The organism is Kitasatospora purpeofusca, assembly GCF_034043715.1.
Lineage (GTDB): Bacteria > Actinomycetota > Actinomycetes > Streptomycetales > Streptomycetaceae > Kitasatospora > Kitasatospora purpeofusca_A.
In genome coordinates this window covers 18645-36476 of the sequence record NZ_JAXCLC010000056.1, presented here as the reverse complement: position 1 = coordinate 36476, position 17832 = coordinate 18645, and the positions used below count along the sequence as shown (strand labels likewise).

Sequence of the window (17832 nt, the reverse complement as noted above, 5' to 3'; positions counted from 1 at the left end):
CGCACCACGGTGCTGGTCGCCCACCGCCTCAGCACTGCGGCCCGGGCGCAGCGGATCCTCGTCCTCGACGCCGGCCGCATCGTCGAGGACGGCACCCACGACCACCTCCTCGCCGCCGGGGGCCCCTACGCCGAACTCTGGGCGGCCCACGACACCGCGGCCCGGGCCGCCGGCACGGAGGCCCCAGCCCCATGACCCCCCCGGGCTCCACGACCACGGCGCCGCGACGCGGCGCCGTACCCCTGGGCCGCGAGTCCCGAGCCGGGCTCCGGCGCCGTGACTCCTGCGCAGACCAACACCACCACGAGGGAAAAGGGGGCGACATGCCAGGGCATTCCGGCACCGACCTGCCGGCGGAGATCGTCGGCTACTGTGACGACCTGCTGCTCGCTGTTCCGTACGCCGGGACGATCTGTGTCGATCCGTCGGCCATGGAGATCATCGGTCATCTCGACACGGACCCGGCGGACGGTCCGGACCCGACGGCCCTCGGTCGGCTCGTCGGGCCGGTGACCACGAACCTGGGCGGGCTCACCGTGGACGGCACGGCCGTCCGCTACCACTGCACGATCGCGGGCCGCGAGGTCCCGGTCAGCTGGTACCCGCAGTCGCGGGTGGTCGGCTTCGCGGCCGGCGGGCCGGCGGGGGAGCCCTGCGACGAGCGGGAGGCCGAGGGGTACCGCCGGATGGTGGTCGTGTCCTCGCGCTCCCGGGAGGTCAGCTGGGCGCTGGAGGACATCCGGAACGCGGGCGAGGAGAGCGGTCGGGCATTGACCGGCGCACTGGATCCGGACGCCGCGCCCACGTGGCTGACCGAGCTGTTCCCGGCGGCTGCCGGTGTCCTCGCCGGCGTCGGCGCGGACGACTGCGGCATCGTCTGCACCGAGGCCGGCTGCCTGGTGGTGACCACCGACTTCATCAACGCCAGGCCGATCTGCCTCGAACTCGGCCTCGCCGACCGCCGCGCCCTGGGCCGGCTGGTGGTCGGGCACAACCTCTCCGACCTCTGCGGCTCGGGGGCCGCGCCGACCGCCCTTTTGATCGGCGTGATGGCCGAACACGGCGCCGGCACCGAGGAGATGCGCCAGGTGATGGAGGGAGTCCGCGAGGCCTCCGGCCGGTTCGGCGTCCCGGTGATCGGCGGGGACACTAAGCTGGGCAAGGCCTGGACGATCTTCGGGGTGGCCATCGGCAGCGCGCCGGACGAGGACGCCCTGTTCATCAAGTCCCGGGCCCGGGCAGGGGAGGACGTTTGGGTCTCCGGCCCGGTCGGCGACTGCTGCGGCTCCCTGCTCGCGGTTCTCGACACCCCGGACGATCCCGCTGTCCGGGCCTGGGCCACCACGGCGATCGCGGACCCCATCCCGCCAGTCGGGCGGTCGGCCGCGGTGGCCGCGTTGCGGCTGGTCCGGGCCGGCACCGACCTCAGCGACGGCCTGGCCGCGGACCTCGGCGACCTTTGCCGGTCCAGCGGTGTCGGCGCCGAGCTCGACGCCGAGCTGATCCCGGTCTCCGACCGGGTGCGGTCCTACGCCGAACAGCGGGAAACACCGGCCTGGGCCTTCGGTCTGGTGCTGGGCGGCGACCTGCAGTTCATCGTGACGGCGCCGCCGTCTGCCCGCGAGGCGCTCGCCAGCCGCGGGATGACCCGGATCGGCCGGACCGTGCCCGAACCGGGGTTGACCCTGCGCTGCGGCGACCGGGTCGAGCCGCTGGCCGAACTTGGGCACAACGACGCCCGGGGTCTTCCGTTCAGCGCGGAGGCCCGCTACCTGGTAGACCAGGTAAGGGAGTTGGGGTTCACTGCCGTCCGGCCGTGACCGGGGGCGGGTGGCCCGGCCGGGAGTCCGGGCGGGCCACCCGCCGGCTCAGCCGAGCCGGCCGACCAGGGCGCGGTGCTGCTCCCGCAGCTCGCCGGGCAGGCGCTCACCGATGCCGTCGAGGTAGTCCGCGATCAGCTCCGTCTCCCGGCGCCAGGCCCGGGCGTCCACCGACAGCAGCCGGGCCAGGGTCTCCTCGTCGACGGCGAGACCCTCGGTGTCGAGGGCGGAGGCCAGCGGGAGCTTGCCAATCGGGGAGTCCAGGGCGGCGGCCTCGCCGTTGATCCGCTCGACGATCCAGCGCAGCACCCGGGCGTTCTCGCCGTATCCAGGCCAGAGCAGCGTGCCGTCCTCGCCCCGGCGGAACCAGTTGACCGAGAACAGCCTGGGCAGTCGGTCCGGGCCGACCGTCCGTCCCAGCTCCAGCCAGTGCCGCAGATAGTCGCCGAGGTGGTAGCCGAGGAAGGACTCCATCGAGAAGGCGTCCCGGCGCGGTGTGCCGTCCTCCGGCGTCCGGCCAGGCCCCGACTCCACCGAGAGGCAGGCGCCGAGGAACACCCCGTGCGCCCAGTCGTTGGCCTCGGTGACCAGTGGCACAGTGGTGGAGCGCCGCTCGACGAAGACGATGGCGGAGATCGGCACGCCCCGGGGGTCGTCCCACTCCGGCGCGACGGTCGGGCACTGGCTGGTGGGGGTGGTGAACTTTGCCCGGGGGTGAGCGGCGGGCTCCGGGGAGTCCGGGGTCCAGTCGCGCCCGCGCCAGTCGGTCAGGTGGGCCGGCGTCTGCTCGGTCATGCCGTCCCACCAGATGTCGCCGTCGTCGGTCAGCGCCACGTTGGTGAAGAGCGTGTTGGCGTGCATGGTGCGCAGCACGTTGGGATTGGTCGACTCCCCGTTGCCTCTGGCCACGCCCAGGATCCCGAACTCGGGGTTGACCGCCCGGAGCCGGCCGTCGGCGTCGAAGCGCATCCACGCCATGTCGTCGGCGAGCAGCTCGTAGTTCCACCCGTTGGGCGTCCGTCCGAGCATGGCCAGGTGGGTCTTGCCGCATCCGGCAGGGACGGCGGCGGCCACGAAGCGGGGCTCCCCGGTCGGGGGAGTCACCTTGAGGACGACCATGTGCTCGGCGAGCCAGCCGTCCTCGCGGGCCATCACTGAGCCGATCCGCAGCGAGTAGGACTTCTTGCCGAGCGCCCCGTTGTCGCCGAAGGCCGAGCCGAACGACCAGACCTCCCGCGACTCGGGGAAGTGGGCCAGATGCTTGACCGGGTTGGACGGCCAGGGCACGTCGGCCCGGCCTGCGGTCAGCGGTGCCCCTACCGAGTGCACGCAGCGGACGAAGGAGCCCGACTCTTCGATGAGGCGCAGCGCTGCGGTGCCCGCCCGGGTACCGATCAGCATCGACGCGGCGACGAATGGGGAGTCGGTGAGCTCGACGCCGAGCTGCGATACGGGCCCGCCCAGGGGCCCCATCGAGAAGGGGACGACGTACATGGTGCGTCCGCGCATGGCGCCGGCGAACAGCCCGCCGAAGGTGGCGCGCATCTCCTCCGGGTCGCGCCACCGGTTGGTGGGGCCGGCGTCCTTGGGGTCGCGCGAGCAGATGTAGGTGCGGTCGACGATCCGGACCGCGTCGTCCGGGCTGGTGGTGGCGACGAAGCTGTTCGGCCGCTTGGCGATCCGGACGACTGTCCCCTCCGTGACCAGCCGGTCGGTGAGCCGCTGCCATGCGTCCGGCGATCCGTCGCACCACTCGATCCGGTCGGGCCGGGTCAGTCCGGCGATCTCCCGTACCCAGGAGAGCAGGCCGTCGTGCGTGGTCGGTGCTTCCTCCGTATCGCGAACAACCTGATCGGACACGTTTCCCCCTTCACCCTGGCAAGTTGCCTCGGCGGACGGGGCCGAGGAACTCGTGCCAGTGTACTATTGCACTGTTTCCGTGGTAAGCCTTGTGTATCACCAGGGAATCTGCCAGGCTGTTTAGAGCGGAGATTTTGGCATGGGTACGGACGGCTGTTTCTTCTGCCGGATCGCCGCCGGCGAGCAGGAGTCGGACTGCGTCATTTACCAGGACGGCCTCGTCGTGGTCTTCCCGGGGTTGTACCAGCGTCCGCAGAATCAGGCGCACATCGAGGTCGTGACCCGTGCACACGTGCCGACTCTCTATGAACTAGACGACGAATCAGCGGCCCGGGTGGCCACGGTCTCTCGGAAGGTCGCGCTCGCCCTGAAGGCCGAGTACGGGGCCGAGGGCGTGACGATCCACCAGCACAACGAGGCGGCCGGCGGGCAGCATCTCGACCATTACCACATGCACGTTGTCCCACGTTATGCCGACGACCAGTACTGGGCTTCCTTGGGGATCCGGGAGCACGAATTCCTGACGGTCCCACGGGTTCTCCTGGCGGAGCAGGCGAAGCGTTTGCGGGCCCATTTCAGCTGACACCGTGATAACGGGGGGTGTTCATGAACACGGGATCGGAAGGATCGGTCGTCGACGCTGCTTGCCGCTCCGACCTGGGAGAATATCGGTGCCCGCTCTGTGAGGCCGGTCGCGGGCGGGGCGCCGTCCCGCTGGACCGGCCTTGGCTTGAGAGCGAGAACGGGGTCGTCCTGCCAGCCCTCGGGCATCTTTTGCGGGGGCACCTGTTGATCTGTTCCAAGGAGCACCACCCGAACCTTCTGTCGGCGCCGGACGAGATCGCCGAGGAGCTCCTGGAATTGCTCGACGAGACATCCGGACGGCTCCGCGAGGCGTTCGGAAAGGATTGTTTCGCATTCGAGCACGGATTCGTCGGGAAGAACACCGAGGAGATCGGCTGCAGTATCGACCACGTTCATCTGCATGTCATTCCGCTGCCGGCCGGGACGCTCGACCTGGCCCGCGGATGGCTGACCGGATTCACACCACTGAAGGAATCCGGAGCAGCCGACCGGCAGCGCTACCTGCTGGCCCGGGTGGGCGCCGACGGCGACTGGCTGGTTTCCCCTGATGGAATGCGAGTGACCCATCGGCACTTTCTCAAGCTGGTGGACGAGGAGATCGGACGGACCGGTCGCTACGACGAACTCCTGGGAGTTTCCGGCCACCTTATCGAGCAGACCCACGAGGCGCTCGGACTGCGCGACGGCGAACTTCCGATCCGCGTTCCGGTGCGCGCTCGACACGTATATCAGGAAAGGTTGACGGTGTGATCACGCTGGTACTCGGCGGCCGCCGGTCGGGAAAGTCGGACATCGCCCAGGAGGTGGTCGGATCGGGGCCGGTCACCTATTTGGCCACGCTGGTGGCCGACACCCCGGTGACGGAGGCCAGGGTCGCCCGCCACCGCTCGGTGCGCCCGGCGTCGTGGCGGGTCGTCGAGGAGCCCCGCGAGATCGCTGCGGTGCTCCGGGCGACCGAGGGGACCGTCTTGGTCGAGGACCTCACCGGCTGGGTCGGCAACGACGTGGAGGGCGCCGACTTCGAGTCGCTGGCCTTCGCGCTCGGCTCCCGCGCCGGGGACACCGTCCTGGTCAGCGAGGACGTCAGCGCCGTCCGCGGCCGTCTGCCAGCGGCCGAGGAGCGATACTACGACCGGCTCGGCGAGCTCAACCAGATCGTCTCGCGGATGGCCCAGCGGGTGCTCTACGTGGTGGCCGCGCGTGCCATCGAAGTCCCGCGCTGGCACCCCGAGGGGTCGGGGATCGTGCCCCTGGACGCCCGCCCCGGGTACGGGCTGCCCTCCGTCTGAGCCGCCGCCCGGACCTGCCCGTCCGGGCGGACAGCCGTTCGGGCGGCACGCGTCAGGACACCCCGGTTGTGGGATCGAGGCGGGACCCGATCCCACAACCGCCGTCGGGCAGCGCTGCCGCTCGGACGCGGTTGAGCTCCACGGCCTCCGCCAACAGTTCGGCCGGGACGTCCTCCAGGTAGCCGACGGCACCGATCCGCCCGCGCGGGACGGGCGCCCACAGGGCGCGGCCGCCACGCTTGGAACGCATCGCTTCTTGGCCGGCCAGGAGGATGTCGGACCGCTCCAGGACCGGGTCGTACACCGCGAGCCCGAGGCGGCGGTTGAGGGCATGGATCCGCTCGCGGTCCACCGCGGGCAGCCAGCCGACCAGCTCCGCCAGCGTGGTGCTCAGCGCCATGTCCACCGCGACGGCGTGGCCATGCAGCAGCCCGGCGCGGCGCTCGAAGCCGGGGCTCCAGGTGTGCCCGTACGCGTGCGGCCGGTCCTGGTAGATCTCGTAGGCGTTGGTGCCCTCGTGCCGCAGGTAGGACAGTAGCGAGCGGTGCAGTACCTCGTCGCCGGTCTTGCGCAGCGCCGCGTCGTCGCCCGTCGAGCCGAACCGGGTGGCCAGCAGCCGCTCCCCGTGCTCCTCCAGCAGCTCGAACAGACGCAGTTCGTCCACGGCGGCCATCTTCACGATCTCGGCTATGCCGTGCCGCAGGTGCCGATCGTCCAGGGTGGCGAACAGCCCGCTGTCGACGACGCTGAGCACGGGCGGGTGGTACGCCCCGATTGAGTTCTTGAACTGGTCGCCGTTGACGCAGGTCCGGGGCGAGGGTCCGGCGTCGACGGCGGCCACCACGCTGGTCGCCAGCATGACGTACGGGGTGCGGCGGTGGAGCAGCGCGGCCGCCAGCCCGGCGGTGTCAGAGATCACCCCGCCCCCGACGACCAGGATCGGCTCGTCCCGGGCGACGTTGCAGTGGTTGACGCCGAGGAAGTCGAGGATCTTCTCGACCGTCCGCAGGGTCTTGTCCGACTCGGCGGCGGGGCAGACCATGACGGTCAGCCCGATCCCGTGATGGGCGAAGTACGCACGCAGGGCGGCGCCGTAGTGCCGGTCGACCACCGCGTCCACGACCGCGACGCACCGCCCGCGCGGCCCGTACACCTCCAGCAGGGTGGGGTTGTCCGGCCCGAACACCCCGCTGGTCACCGTCACCCGCATGGTGGCGGTGAGCGAGGCGGTGATCTCGATGCCGGTGCCGTCGGCCGTCTCCCGCACCTCTCCGCCGCCTCGGTAGTACTCGCTGGTGGCGAAGAGCTCTCGTTGCGCATTCATCACGTACTCGGTTTCGTCGTTGTCACGGCGCGGGCCTGGGAGAGGAGTTCGGAGACGCTCCGGGTGAAGTGCGGCGTGTCGAAGCCGACCGCGTCGCCGTACCGGTCGGAGCTCGCGGCGGTCGCGCCGATCGGCTCGACCACCAGGTGGCCGTCGGCCCGCAGTTGGTCGACGGCGCGCCGGACGGCGGGGTGACACCACATCCGGATGTTCATCGCGGGGAAGAGGACCGCCGGGCGCCTGCTGCCCAGCAACGTGGCCAGCAGGAGGTTGTCGGCGAGGCCTACGGAGGCCTTCACCAGGGTGTTCGCCGTTACCGGGGCCACCACCACCAGCTCGGCCCGGTCCGCCAGCGTGACGTGAAGGGGCCTGCGCTGCCAGTGGCGATCCCGGTGCACGGGGATGTCCAGCCGGGGAAGAAAGCGTCGGCCGGCCGGGGTGACGACCACCTCGACCCGGTCAGTGAATTTGGTGCGCAGCGCGGCCACCAGCTCCGCGGCGATGGTGGCCATGCTGGAGCCGCACACCCCCAGCAGCACGCCGTCGAGCGGCTTCCCCGGCACGGCCTACGCCCCGACCTCGCGCAGGTACCCGCGCATGGCGTCGGCGATCTGCCGGGTCAGGTCGGCCGGCACCTGATGATTGGCCATGCGCTCGTCCAAGACCCGGCGCCACCACTGGTCGGTCCAGCCGGTGAGCTCCAGGTCGATGAGCTCGTCCTCGACCGGTGCCAACAGGGCGTAGATCTCCAGGACCGCCCGCTTGTCGGTGATGTCGGCGCGGCGGGCCGCCCGCAGTACCTCTGCCAGGGCCTTTCCGGCGGTGCCGATCTGGTCCAGGGAGTGCCCGGAGAGGATCCACTTTCGGCAGGGCGGCAGCCGGTCGGCCTTCAGGTGGGCGAGGGCGACCAGGAGTTCGCAGAGGTAGAAGACCTGGTGGGTCCAGGTCAGTTCCTCGTCCCGGAGTACGCCCTGGTAGACCGATCGCCAGTAGTGGATCGCGTACCGGCGCAGGAGCTCGGGGACGAGGACCTCGCCGACGCGGCGCAGGGCGCCGTTCTCCAGCCACAGCTTGTGCGCGGCCAGCAGCCCGCCCTTGTCGAACCGGACGTCCATCGTCCAGTAGTTCTCAAGGTTCTCCATGTAGTCGAGGTCCCAGCTGGGTTCCTCGCGGCAGAAGTCGGTGAACAACTCCATGCGCAGGAACTTGAGGTTCAGGATGACCCCGTCGACCATGATGTTGAGCACGACATAGTCGGCCCAGGAGTCGTCCCGGCCCTCGTCGAGCGCGCCGTCCAGGATCTGTTCGGGGATCAGCTCGGACCAGACGTACCGGCTGGTCAGCTCGGTGTTCGGAGGGAGGAAGACCCACAGGTCGTAGTCTGACCAACAGTCCTGTGCGCCGCGCCGGACGGAGGCGCAGACGGCGGTGCCGGCGATCCGGTCGTCCGAACGATAAAGCTCGATCAGCTCCTCGACAGTCACGCGCGGCCTGTCCCTTCGCGGAGTGGTCCGATGGAATGTGCCGGCGCGAGATCTGGCTTCCGCGCGGTCGGTTGGAGGCCCGTGGACCTCGCGCCGGCGATCAACTACCTGCTGTCCTGTCGGCCGACCGCGGGGTGCCGGGCCGGGCGGTCGGGTCGTGTGTCAGCAGGGCTTGTGGGTGACCGGCTGAGTGGCCTTCTTGGGCTTGCGAATGATGCTCATATCGGTTTCCCCTCCTTTCCTTGATATTCTCGGTGGATCCTCCGGTATTCGACGCTAGCAGACCGGAAGAAGGTCGACAATGCGTCTCACGGGAAATTCACGAAGGCTCCTGGGATCGCCGGAAGAATCCTTGGAAAGGACTTCTCTGGATCATCGGATCGATTCCCATTGCCTCTTCGTAGGTCCGTCGGACATGCGCCGGCTGGCCTTCCTGGAACGAGTAGTAGCTGCCGTCCGGAAAGCGTTTGCGCTTGGCCGCGAGATCGGCCTCGAAATTCTCCCGGCCGATGCCCAGGGCGTACCGCCCGTGGTCGTGCACCGGAAGCTCCACGGCGGTGTCCGGCGACCCCTGGTCCCGCTCCCGCAGGCCCATGAGCCGCTCGCCGCGTTCCAGGCGGCCCAGCTCGTCGAGGAAGCGCTGCCGGAGCATGATCACCCCGGCGTCGCTGCGGCCCAGCCGCTCCACGGTCCGGTCCGCGATCACCCCCTGGCCCAGCCAGGCGGCGAAGTCCTGGTTGAGCGGCCGGCGGTCGAGTGGGCGCACGGTGGCGGGGTCGACCACGGGTCCATACCAGTAGGGCACCGGGTCCTGGACCAGCGGCCCCAGGTCGGTCGGCCGGGGCGAGTACCACCAGGTGATGATCAGGGTCTTCGTGTCGTCGACCGGCACCCGCCACTCGAAGTGGTTGCCGGTGAACAGCGCGTTCGGCCACAGGCAGACCAGGCCCGCCGACTGCGGCCTGGTCCGCACACTGGCCCAAGGCAGGCCGGAGCCGTCCGCCCGGTCCTCCGTCCGCCGTCCGCAGACGAATCCGAACTCGAACTCGTCGAAAGTCAGCTCCACGTGCTGCGGCCCAAAGGCGGCGTCACCGTCCGGCCGGCGCTGGGTGGCCGACCAGTTCACGTGCAGCCACTCGAAGTGCACCGGGTCGATCGAGTTCTCCTGGCACTGGAACCAGTTGCAGTCGATCTCCGACAGCACGACCTGGACGAAGCCGTGGTCCCAGGTGAACGGCTCGAAGCGGGGGAGCAGCGGAGCGGGCGCCGGCCCCAGGTAGGCCCAGATCAGCCCGCCGAGCTCGGCCGTCGGGTAGGCGGTGGTGCGGACCTTGCGCCGGAACCGTCCCTCGGGATCGACCGTGTCCTCGAAGGGCTGTTCCAGGCAGGCGCCCGTCTCGTCGAACGCCCAGCCGTGGTACGCGCAGCGGATCCCCCGCCGCTCGACCCAGCCCTGGCTCAGGTCGGCCCGGCGGTGCGGGCAGGACCGCTCCAACAGGCCGTGGGTTCCGTCGCGGTCGCGGTAGAGGACAAGGTCCTCCCCGAGCAGCCGGACTGGCTTGACCGGGTGGTCGCGCAGCTCGCCGACCGGGGAGATGGGGTGCCAGTAGCGGCGCAGCAGGTTCCCCATCGGGGTGCCGGGGCCGACCCGGGTCAGTAGCTCGTTCTTCTCGCGCGACAGCATCGGGACCCTCCTTCCTCGATGGCGGGGCGGCGGGTCATGACCGGCCCTCCGGTGACCCGTCCGCCGTCGGCCCGTCAGTCACCGGCTCGTCCGCCGCGAAGCAGAACCGGAGGATCGGGTCCAGGTCCACCTCGCCCGGGCCGGAGGTGTCGACGACCAAGGTGGGCGGTGCGGCGTCGGCCAGCGTGAACTCGGCCAGCGGGAAGGAGCCGTCGGCCAGGTCGGCGAGGACCCGGGCGTCCGGGAAGGGCCAGCGCGTGCCGGGGTCGTCCGCGAGCCGGGCACGGACCCGGTCGAGCAGGACCTCGCGCGGCGCGGTGCACTGCACCAGCCGCAGCTCGGCGACGCCGCCGAGGAGCGGGAGTAGTTTCCTCGCCGTGGTGCGGTGCAGCGCCCACTCGGCCACCAGGCTGACGCCGGCCGTCGCCAGCTCCACCAGCGTCGTCCGGAACCGCTCCGCGGTCAGGGCGGCGATGTCGGCCGGGACCTCCCCGTGGGTGAAGCAGATCCCGCCCTTCAGCGCGTCGCGCGAGATCACCGGGAGGCAGGACCGGTCGGCGATGCGGCGGGCCAGCGCGGACTTCCCGCTGCCGGGCGGACCGCTGACCATGACCAGGATCGGTCGGGGCCGGGGGCGGCGGTACGGCCCGGCCCCGGCCGGGCTGTCCGTGTCGTACCTGCGACTGGCCACGTTCCCCCTCAAACATGTCGAAAGGCCGGGGCGGCCGGTGTGGCGGGCCCCCGTCCGCCGGCCTTCTCCAGGCAAGTGCAATTGCACTCTAGCAAGAGTTCCGGATGCATACAATTGCACTGTAGTGAATTCGGTCGGATGGCGCCGGCTTTCTATCCGATGGTCCTCTATGGGAGGGGGAGACAACGGGTGGAGGTGATTCGAGGTAATGCCGCTCGGGAGGCCCGGCCGGGGCTTCGCTGTCGCCGTCGAGGACGACGACAGCGGGCAGTGGGCGGCTGAGGAAGCCGGTCAGGGCGGCGGTGAGACCGTAGGCGCCGACGTTGGGGATCGCGAGGACGCTGCCGGGCGGCGGGACGGGCATGGTGACGGCCCGGGCCAGGACATCGGCGGGCGTGCAGAGCGGACCGACCAGGTCGAGCGGGCGGGGCTCGCCCAGCGGGCCGGGGGTGCTCAGCACGGTCGGCCTGGCGCGGGGTGGGAGCAGCCGGCCCAGGCCGGAGTACCCGCCGAGCACATTGGTCCCCGCGTCCAGGACCACGTACGTCCGGTCACGACTTTGTTTGACGTCCAGCACGGTGCAGAGCAGCGTGCCGCTTTCCCCGGTCAGGAAGCGCCCCGACTCGAAGGCGGGCCGTACCGCGCCGGTGCGCCAGCTGGGGAACTCGGCGTCCAGGAGGCCGGTGAGCGCGGCCCGCAGGCGCGGGTAGGCGCTACGGGGGCCCGGGCGGGCGAAGGGAGAGCCGAAGCCGCCGCCAAGGTCGACCAGGCTCGGCTCGATCCCCAGGCTCCGGGCGGCTTGCGCGGCGGCCTGGGCGCCGACCGTGAATTCCCGGGCCAGTGCGTCGCCGTCTGCGATGTTGGTGGCCGAGAAGAGGTGGCAGCCGATCAGCGGCGCGAACCGATCACGGTCGGGGTGGCGCAGTTCGCCGATCCGGTCGAGGTCAGTGCCGAACTGCGAGGGGGTGCCGGACATCCGCAGCCCGGGACTGGCAGTTGCCTGGCTGGCGTTGACCCGGGCCAGGCAGCGGACGTGGGTGCCGGCGTCCTCGGCGAGGTCGGCGACGCGCCGGTAGTCCGTCACGGACTCGACGGAGAACAGCTCGACACCACTCGCGATAGCCTCGGATACCTCGGCGGGAGTCTTTCCGGGGCCGGTGTACAGCACCTTGTCGGGGCGCTGGCCGGCGGCGAGCGCCGTGCGCAGTTCACCGGTGGAGCTGACCTCGGCCCGCAGACCCAGGTGGGTGAGCTGCTCGACCACAAGCGGGTGCGGATTGGCCTTGAGGGAGTAGAAGAGCTCGGCGTCGGCCGGGATGGCGGCGCGCAGTTCGGCGGCGGCGGTGCGGATCCGGTCGAGGCGGTGGACGTAGCACGGACTGCCGTGGGTGTCCACGAGATCAGTGAGTTGGGCCACTTCGTGGAGGCGCACGTCAGTGGCCCTCAGGGGTGAGACTGGAGATCGTCGCCCAGAGCGTGCCCGGCGTGGCGAAGGTTTCGAAGGTCAGCAACTCGTCGGGAAGGACGACGCCGTACGTTTCCTCGACGAGCGTCAGCAGCTCGATGACGGCCAGAGAGTCGAGCCCGGCCGAGGGAAGGTCGAGGTCCGCGGTCAGCTTCCCGCCGGGCGGGAACTGCTCGACGACCTCCTGGACCAGGCGCTCGAAGGTCTCGTCCCACGGCGGGGCAGCGGGCGGGGCTGGGGTGGCGGTGGAATCGGTCAACTCTGGCCTCCTGCGGGTGCGGTCTGCGGAATCGTGTCGGTGAGCCGTCGCCGATCGATCTTTCCGTTCACGGTGCGGGGCAGGTCGGCGACGGACGCCACACCGTCCGGCAGCTTGGGGCCTTCGAGGCGGTCCCTGAGTCCGGCCGTCACCACCGCCGGATCGGCAGGGCCGGCGTACCAGAGGGTCAGAGTGCCGTCCTTCGCGCCCGTCAGGCAAGCCTCCGCGACGCCAGGGACGTCGCAGGCGGCTGCTTCGATCTCGGTGGTGCTGGTGCGCATGCCCCGCCGTTTGATGAGATCGTCGCGCCGTCCCTCAAGTCGGAGCCGGCCCTCGGCGTCCAGCGAGCCGTAGTCTCCGGTGCGCAACACCCGCCGGCCGGTGCAGTCGTGGCCGTAGCGCAGCGCGGTCTCCTCGGGGTCGCGCCAGTAGCCGGCCATCAGGTGGGGGCCGGACACCACGATCTCGCCGACCGTGCCGGGCGGCACGGGCTCGCCGTCCTCGTTGAGGATTCGCAGCGTGGTGCCGGGGAGTGCTCGGCCGACGCAGGCGCGCAGGGCGGGGTCGGCCCCGGGCTCGGGGTCGGTGACCGGGTCGGCGATCGTGATCCGTTTGCACTCGGTCATCCCGTACATCGGGACGACCTCTGCGCCGGGGAAGGCTGCCCGGAGCGCGTCGGCCCGGGTCGACGGGAGGTGTTCCCCAGTGTTGGTGAACAGCCGTAGCCGGGTGGGGCGCGGGTCGCGGCGGGCCAGGGTGAGCAGTGAGGTCGCGAGGGTGGGCACCAGTGGCATGACGGTGGCGCCGCTGTCGCGGGCGATCCGCAGGGTGGCGACCTCCGGCTGGTCGCCGGAGACGACGAGCGTCGCTCCAGCGAGGGCGCACAGCAGGATCTGGTACAGCCCGTAGTCGAAGGAGAACGGCGGCCGGCAGTACACGGTGTCGGCCTCGGTGTAGCCGAGGCGTTGGGCGATCGCGTGGACGGCGAAGAGAACGGCCCCGGGCGGACAGATCACGCCCTTGGGGTCGGAGGTGCTGCCCGAGGTGTAGAGGAGGAAGGCCGGCGGCTCGTCGGGCGGAGGTGGCACTGCCGTGGGGGGCAGGGCGGCGGGCAGGTCGTCGGGCGTGTGTGTCGGGAGGCCGTTTAGGAGGGGCAGGTCCCGGTCGGCGCGGTCGGCGAGCAGGAGGATGGGCTGGGCGTTCGCTGTGATCTTCCGCAACTGGAACGGCTTGGCGTCGGGGCTGACCGGCACGGCGGTGGCGCCGGCGCGCAGGACGGCGTAGAGCGACTCCACGAAGGCGAGGCTGTTGGCCATCAGCAGGACGACGCGGTCGCCGCGCTGGACACCGATGGCGGCGAGGCGCCGCGCCAACTGGTCGACGCGCCGGGAGAGGCGGGCGTAGTCGACGGCGCGGGCGCCCTCGATCACGGCCGTCCGGTGGGGATGGCGGGCGGCGGCGTCATCCAGCAGCCGGTGGAGCCCCTTGGGTGTTGGGTCCTGCTCGCTCATCATGGGTCCATCAATCTGCCGACGGGTGAGGTGTCGTGCTCGCTGACGTGAGCGATCACGTGAGCGATCACGGTATGATTGATCAACGTCCACGTGAGTGTCAAGCCCTCTAAGCACAAACATAGTTGGCGTCGAAATGAAGGCATTTCGTGCACCGCGCGATCCGCCCCGATCGGCCCGGTCCGTCAGGGTCCGGCCCGGCAGTGCTCCTCGACGCCGAGGTCGAGCTCGGGCACCGGGTCGCCGTGACCTAGAGTGACCTCACCGAGGGACGGCCGCGGGGCAATCGAGTGAGGAGCGGACGGGTGAACGAGCGTACGGCGGCCAGGCCCAAGCGGGTCACCATCGACGATCTGGCCACTGCGGCGGGGGTCTCCCGCCAGACGGTGTCGCGGGCGATCAACGACAAGGGCGAGATCGACCCGTCGACCCGCCGGCGGATCCTGGACATCGCCCGCTCTCTCGGATATCGGCCCAACCGCTTCGCGCGCGCCATGGTCCATCAGGACGAGGTCACCCTGGGCCTGCTGGTGCCGAACATCGTCAACCCCTACTTCCCCGAGGTCGCGGACGGCGTGCTGGAAGCCGCCTCGGCCCTGGGCTGGCATGTGGTGATGCACCGAACCAGGGAAACGCTCGACGGTGAACTCCGCGCCGTGAAACTGATGTCCCGTCAGGTGGACGCGTTCGTCGGCTACCTGGGGCACCCGGAGGCGGTGCGAGAGGCACGGGATTCGGGTCTGCCGTTCGCCCTCCTGGACGGTGAGGTCCTTAACGCCCTCGCCCCGGAGGAGTCGGCCGTCGGCCGGGTGGAGGTCGACCTGGAGAGCGGCGTCCGGCAGGCCCTGGCCCACTTGGTGCAGCTTGGCCACCGGCGGATCGGCCTGCTCGACGCGGGCGGAACGGTGCAGCCCAGCCCACGAGGGCGTCACTTCGAGCACTGCGCTCGAGAGTTCGGCCTGTCAGACGAGCCCGGCCTGCGCCGCCCGGGCCGCAACTCGGTCGAGGGCGGGCAGCGGGCGATGGGCGAACTCCTGGACGAGCACCCCGGTGTCACCGCGGTGCTGGCCTACAACGACCTGGTCGCCCTCGGAGCGGTCCGGGCGGTCCGGGAACGTGGTCTGCGCGTGCCGGAGCACTGTGCCGTGGTCGGTTTCGACGGTTTGAGTGTCGCTGCCCTGGTCGATCCGGCCCTGACTACCCTGCACATCGACAAGCAGAGGCTGGGTGCCGAGTCCGTCCGGTTGGCCGCCGCTGCGCTCGCCGACCCCGGAGTGATGCCGGAGCGGGTCATCGTTCGGCCGGAACTCGTGGTCCGGGAATCGACCGGCCCGGCAGCCGTCTGAAGCGCCCGGTCGACGGATCGGCCCCGGCGCGGAGTCAGACGGTCACCAGCTCCAGGGGTACCACCAGCGCGGCGTCGGACCCGGCCCGGCGGCGCAGCGCGGTCAGGACGTCCTCCCGCAGGGCGGGCGCCAAAGGCCCACGCACCCGCGCCACCAGGCGTTCGTGCGCCGTTCCCCGGTCCGCGACGGTGACGTCGACGGGCGGCGAGGGCGTGGGTTCCTCCCGGTGGGCCCGTAGCTCCTCCGCCACGGCGCGCGCCACCCGCTCCCGGTCAACCAGACCGGAGTGGTAGGGAAGCAGTTCCCCGGCCCGAGGGCCGGCCCGCCGGGCATGGTCCAGATGCCACCGCCAGCTCCCGGGTTCCGCCGAGCCCCCGCCTTTGCTCTCGTGGCCGGCCAGGTTGTCGGCCAGCGCCTCCACAGCCCGGAGTAGTGACTCGGCGGAGGGCAGCGGGAGGAACGCCTCGTTGGACTCCAACGCCAGCACCAACGGGCTGTCGTCGTCGGCGGCTCGGGCTTCCAGGTAGCTAAGTGAAGGATCGGCCGGGCAGGTGCGCCGATGACTGAACCGTCCCTCCCCCATGCCCTCGGCGCCTGGCCCGCCGGCGCCCGGGACCGAGGAGCCGTCCACCCGGAGGTAGTTGAACTCCGTTCGGAAGTGGGTGTTGAACCCGGTCTTCGCCTGCAGGGTGGCCAGGAGCTGGCGCAGTTGCCCGGCGTCGTGGTCAGCGTTGCGGAATAGCCCATCGGTGGACTTCCGGACCGCCTCGAGAAGCCGGCCTACCTCGTGGTCCCCGGTGACCGGCAGTGCGAATGGGACGCGCAGCGCGCAACAGTGCACCGCGGAAGGGTAGGCGAACCGGTTGGACGAGATCACGGCAATGGGGCTGGTGTCGAGGCCCGTGTAGCGTGCAAGGGCGAAGGCGTACAGTCCGAGCAGCACCTGCGCAGGGAGTAGGCGGGCGCTGTGCGACAGCTTTGCCACGGCCACGCCGAGGCTGGCCGAGGCGAACGTCGCCGTGTAGCTGTCGCCACGCCGGCTGTCGTCGAGGACGGGCATCGGGGTGGGCGGCGAGGCGGCGAGTACCTGACGCCAGGGAGCTAGGAGGTCATTTTCGCCTGCTCGGGCCTGCTGGGCCGTCGCCTCGTCGACCGGCTGTCGCGGTACCCGCCGTACCGGGACCCCGCCGTTCGCACCGGCGGCGAGTAGGCGGTTGAGGTCCCGTCGGAGGAGTTGGCAGGTGCGGACGTCGGCGACGATGTGGTGGTAGAGCATTACGACGTCGCGGGCGAAGCGGCCGTCGGTCAAGACCTCGAACTGCACCGGCGGTGCTGGCTGCAGATCGAGCGGTCGCCGCTGCAGCACGTCCATCCACTCCCGCACCGAGCCGTATCCGGCTAGGACCTCCCGCCGGTCGCGCACCCGGACCTTCTCCCGCCCGGCCGGATGCACGCGCTGCACCGGCCAACCCCCACCGTCGCGGCCGAAGCTGGTTCGCAGCACCTCGTGCCGGTCGGCGAGGGCGTGCAGGGCGGCCGTCGCGGCGGCGACCTCGCAACCGACCGGCAGGGCCCAGTGACAGCAGGCGGTGCGGGTCCACGCTGCCTCTGGGGAGCGCTCGACGATCTCCTCGTGCTCCAGCAGTTGAGCGGTCTGACCGAGAGTCATCGGCCCCTGCCGTTCCACGTCCGACTCCACGGACTTCACCTCCTTTGTCAGTCCCAGAACCCGAAGGAATACCTCCGTTACCGCTCACGTTAGCGATCCCGGATGGCTCTGACCACCCCCGATCCGGGCCGCCGGGATCACGACGCCAGTAGGAGTTGCGCCGGTTGGTGGGGCGGTTCGATGTTCGTATGGTGGGTCCCTTCGATGAAATCTGCTAGCCGTTCTCAAATCTGAAGGTCGCTGGGCCTGCAATCGGAGACCCGCCCTGCGTGGTGAGACCGACAGACGTCTGCAGCGGCAATGGAGTCCCGGTGAGGCAGAAAGGGCCGATGCCCTTCGAGGTCTCCGTGGCGGACGACCTCGGGGGGTCGGAGACTCAGCGGCGTGAAGCACCGGAACGTCTGCCGTTCCTTCTGACCTACAGAGCCAGCCGGAACCGACGCCACCTACAGTGGTGCGCGTTCGTCCTGTCGTACCTGTGGCCACGGCGCGAACAAGTACCTGATGACCCCGGGCTGGCTCTGCCCGTGGGTCGTCGCCCTGGAATCGAGCCGAGCCTCGTGGGGCCGGCCCGCAGGCCGCCTGCTTGTCGCTGCCGTCGACCTTCAATGCCTGCCTTCTGGACGGAGTGAAGACGAGCCCCAGTCGGAACCGGCCCCGGAGCCGCAGGCGCAGCCGTCGATCATCCCAGCGTCACCGGGAGCGGTTGGAGGCTGAGGCGCTCCGTCATCTCGCCGCGGTACTTGGCCGCCCGGCGAGGCCCTCGCCCTGAAGTACGCCTCCGGCACCTTGAAGCTGCCCTCGACCGCGATCGGCGAGAGCGAGTTCGCCGACTGGGCCCTGTT

Annotated in this window: 15 protein-coding genes and 1 pseudogene; 6 read left to right on the top strand and 10 right to left on the bottom strand. The window is 70.7% G+C overall.

Going from position 1 to position 17832, the window contains the following annotated elements:
• Nucleotides 1-9: 9 nt before the first annotated feature.
• Together SM793_RS36500 and SM793_RS25835 are read left to right on the top strand one after the other, a co-directional pair.
• Nucleotides 10-195: pseudogene (locus tag SM793_RS36500) on the top strand (hypothetical protein); the annotation flags it as partial.
• A gap of 128 nt (nucleotides 196-323) precedes the next feature.
• Entirely contained in the window at nucleotides 324-1820 is a 1497-nt protein-coding gene (locus SM793_RS25835) for a thiamine-phosphate kinase (RefSeq protein WP_320440672.1), read from the top strand.
• A 48-nt stretch (nucleotides 1821-1868) separates the two neighbouring features.
• Here the strand turns inward: SM793_RS25835 and SM793_RS25830 are convergent, their stop codons facing one another.
• Nucleotides 1869-3680 carry a phosphoenolpyruvate carboxykinase (GTP) gene (locus tag SM793_RS25830; protein WP_320440671.1) on the bottom strand — a complete coding sequence of 604 codons (1812 nt, stop codon included), beginning with the start codon at nucleotides 3678-3680 and terminating at the stop codon, nucleotides 1869-1871.
• A gap of 139 nt (nucleotides 3681-3819) precedes the next feature.
• On the opposite strand from SM793_RS25830, the gene SM793_RS25825 reads away from it, so the two are divergent.
• The 3 genes from SM793_RS25825 to SM793_RS25815 are packed head-to-tail and all read left to right on the top strand — an operon-like array spanning nucleotide 3820 to nucleotide 5554.
• Complete coding sequence (locus SM793_RS25825) at nucleotides 3820-4263, top strand: HIT family protein (protein ID WP_320440670.1); 444 nt, start codon at nucleotides 3820-3822, stop codon at nucleotides 4261-4263.
• Nucleotides 4264-4286: 23 nt separating this feature from the next.
• Nucleotides 4287-5015: an HIT domain-containing protein gene (locus SM793_RS25820; RefSeq protein WP_320440669.1), complete on the top strand. Its 729-nt coding sequence runs from the start codon at nucleotides 4287-4289 to the stop codon at nucleotides 5013-5015.
• Nucleotides 5012-5554: a bifunctional adenosylcobinamide kinase/adenosylcobinamide-phosphate guanylyltransferase gene (locus tag SM793_RS25815; protein WP_320440668.1), complete on the top strand. Its 543-nt coding sequence runs from the start codon at nucleotides 5012-5014 to the stop codon at nucleotides 5552-5554. Before SM793_RS25820 ends, SM793_RS25815 begins: the two co-directional genes overlap by 4 nt.
• A 52-nt stretch (nucleotides 5555-5606) precedes the next feature.
• Here SM793_RS25815 and SM793_RS25810 read toward each other — a convergent pair whose 3' ends face one another.
• The 8 genes from SM793_RS25810 to SM793_RS25775 form a co-directional block, all read right to left on the bottom strand.
• On the bottom strand, nucleotides 5607-6878 hold the full coding sequence (locus SM793_RS25810) for an iron-containing alcohol dehydrogenase (protein ID WP_320440667.1): 1272 nt from the start codon (nucleotides 6876-6878) through the stop codon (nucleotides 5607-5609).
• Nucleotides 6878-7441, bottom strand: a complete 564-nt coding sequence (locus SM793_RS25805) for a flavoprotein (protein ID WP_320440666.1) — start codon at nucleotides 7439-7441, stop codon at nucleotides 6878-6880. Before SM793_RS25805 ends, SM793_RS25810 begins: the two co-directional genes overlap by 1 nt.
• Before the next feature lie 3 nt (nucleotides 7442-7444).
• A complete protein-coding gene (locus tag SM793_RS25800; RefSeq protein ID WP_320440665.1) occupies nucleotides 7445-8362 on the bottom strand; it encodes a hypothetical protein in 918 nt (305 codons plus the stop codon).
• A gap of 319 nt (nucleotides 8363-8681) precedes the next feature.
• Nucleotides 8682-10046, bottom strand: coding sequence for an aromatic ring-hydroxylating dioxygenase subunit alpha (locus tag SM793_RS25795; protein WP_320440664.1), 1365 nt, complete (start codon nucleotides 10044-10046; stop codon nucleotides 8682-8684).
• Nucleotides 10047-10080: 34 nt separating this feature from the next.
• Nucleotides 10081-10737 (bottom strand): AAA family ATPase, encoded by a 657-nt coding sequence (locus SM793_RS25790; RefSeq protein ID WP_320440663.1) that lies wholly within the window; start codon nucleotides 10735-10737, stop codon nucleotides 10081-10083.
• Nucleotides 10738-10825: 88 nt separating this feature from the next.
• Nucleotides 10826-12169: a type III PLP-dependent enzyme gene (locus tag SM793_RS25785; RefSeq protein ID WP_320440662.1), complete on the bottom strand. Its 1344-nt coding sequence runs from the start codon at nucleotides 12167-12169 to the stop codon at nucleotides 10826-10828.
• A 1-nt stretch (nucleotide 12170) separates the two neighbouring features.
• Nucleotides 12171-12461: a phosphopantetheine-binding protein gene (locus SM793_RS25780; protein WP_320440661.1), complete on the bottom strand. Its 291-nt coding sequence runs from the start codon at nucleotides 12459-12461 to the stop codon at nucleotides 12171-12173.
• A complete protein-coding gene (locus SM793_RS25775) occupies nucleotides 12458-13972 on the bottom strand; it encodes a class I adenylate-forming enzyme family protein (protein WP_320440660.1) in 1515 nt (504 codons plus the stop codon). The genes SM793_RS25780 and SM793_RS25775 overlap by 4 nt, the downstream gene beginning before the upstream one ends.
• Nucleotides 13973-14277: 305 nt before the next feature.
• Here SM793_RS25775 and SM793_RS25770 point away from each other — a divergent pair, with 305 nt between their 5' ends.
• Nucleotides 14278-15318 carry a LacI family DNA-binding transcriptional regulator gene (locus SM793_RS25770; protein ID WP_320440659.1) on the top strand — a complete coding sequence of 347 codons (1041 nt, stop codon included), beginning with the start codon at nucleotides 14278-14280 and terminating at the stop codon, nucleotides 15316-15318.
• A gap of 34 nt (nucleotides 15319-15352) precedes the next feature.
• On the opposite strand, the gene SM793_RS25765 is transcribed toward SM793_RS25770, so the two are convergent.
• Nucleotides 15353-16987 carry a condensation domain-containing protein gene (locus SM793_RS25765; RefSeq protein ID WP_320440658.1) on the bottom strand — a complete coding sequence of 545 codons (1635 nt, stop codon included), beginning with the start codon at nucleotides 16985-16987 and terminating at the stop codon, nucleotides 15353-15355.
• Between the last annotated feature and the right edge of the window lie 845 nt (nucleotides 16988-17832).

What these genes read in the sequence shown, in the direction of transcription:
- SM793_RS25835 (WP_320440672.1), top strand. Translation starts at nt 324, where the DNA reads ATGCCAGGGCATTCCGGCACCGACCTGCCGGCGGAGATCGTCGGCTAC.
- SM793_RS25775 (WP_320440660.1), bottom strand. Translation starts at nt 13,972, where the DNA reads ATGAGCGAGCAGGACCCAACACCCAAGGGGCTCCACCGGCTGCTGGAT.
- SM793_RS25810 (WP_320440667.1), bottom strand. Translation starts at nt 6,878, where the DNA reads ATGAATGCGCAACGAGAGCTCTTCGCCACCAGCGAGTACTACCGAGGC.
- SM793_RS25820 (WP_320440669.1), top strand. Translation starts at nt 4,287, where the DNA reads ATGAACACGGGATCGGAAGGATCGGTCGTCGACGCTGCTTGCCGCTCC.
- SM793_RS25765 (WP_320440658.1), bottom strand. Translation starts at nt 16,987, where the DNA reads ATGACTCTCGGTCAGACCGCTCAACTGCTGGAGCACGAGGAGATCGTC.
- SM793_RS25795 (WP_320440664.1), bottom strand. Translation starts at nt 10,046, where the DNA reads ATGCTGTCGCGCGAGAAGAACGAGCTACTGACCCGGGTCGGCCCCGGC.
- SM793_RS25825 (WP_320440670.1), top strand. Translation starts at nt 3,820, where the DNA reads ATGGGTACGGACGGCTGTTTCTTCTGCCGGATCGCCGCCGGCGAGCAG.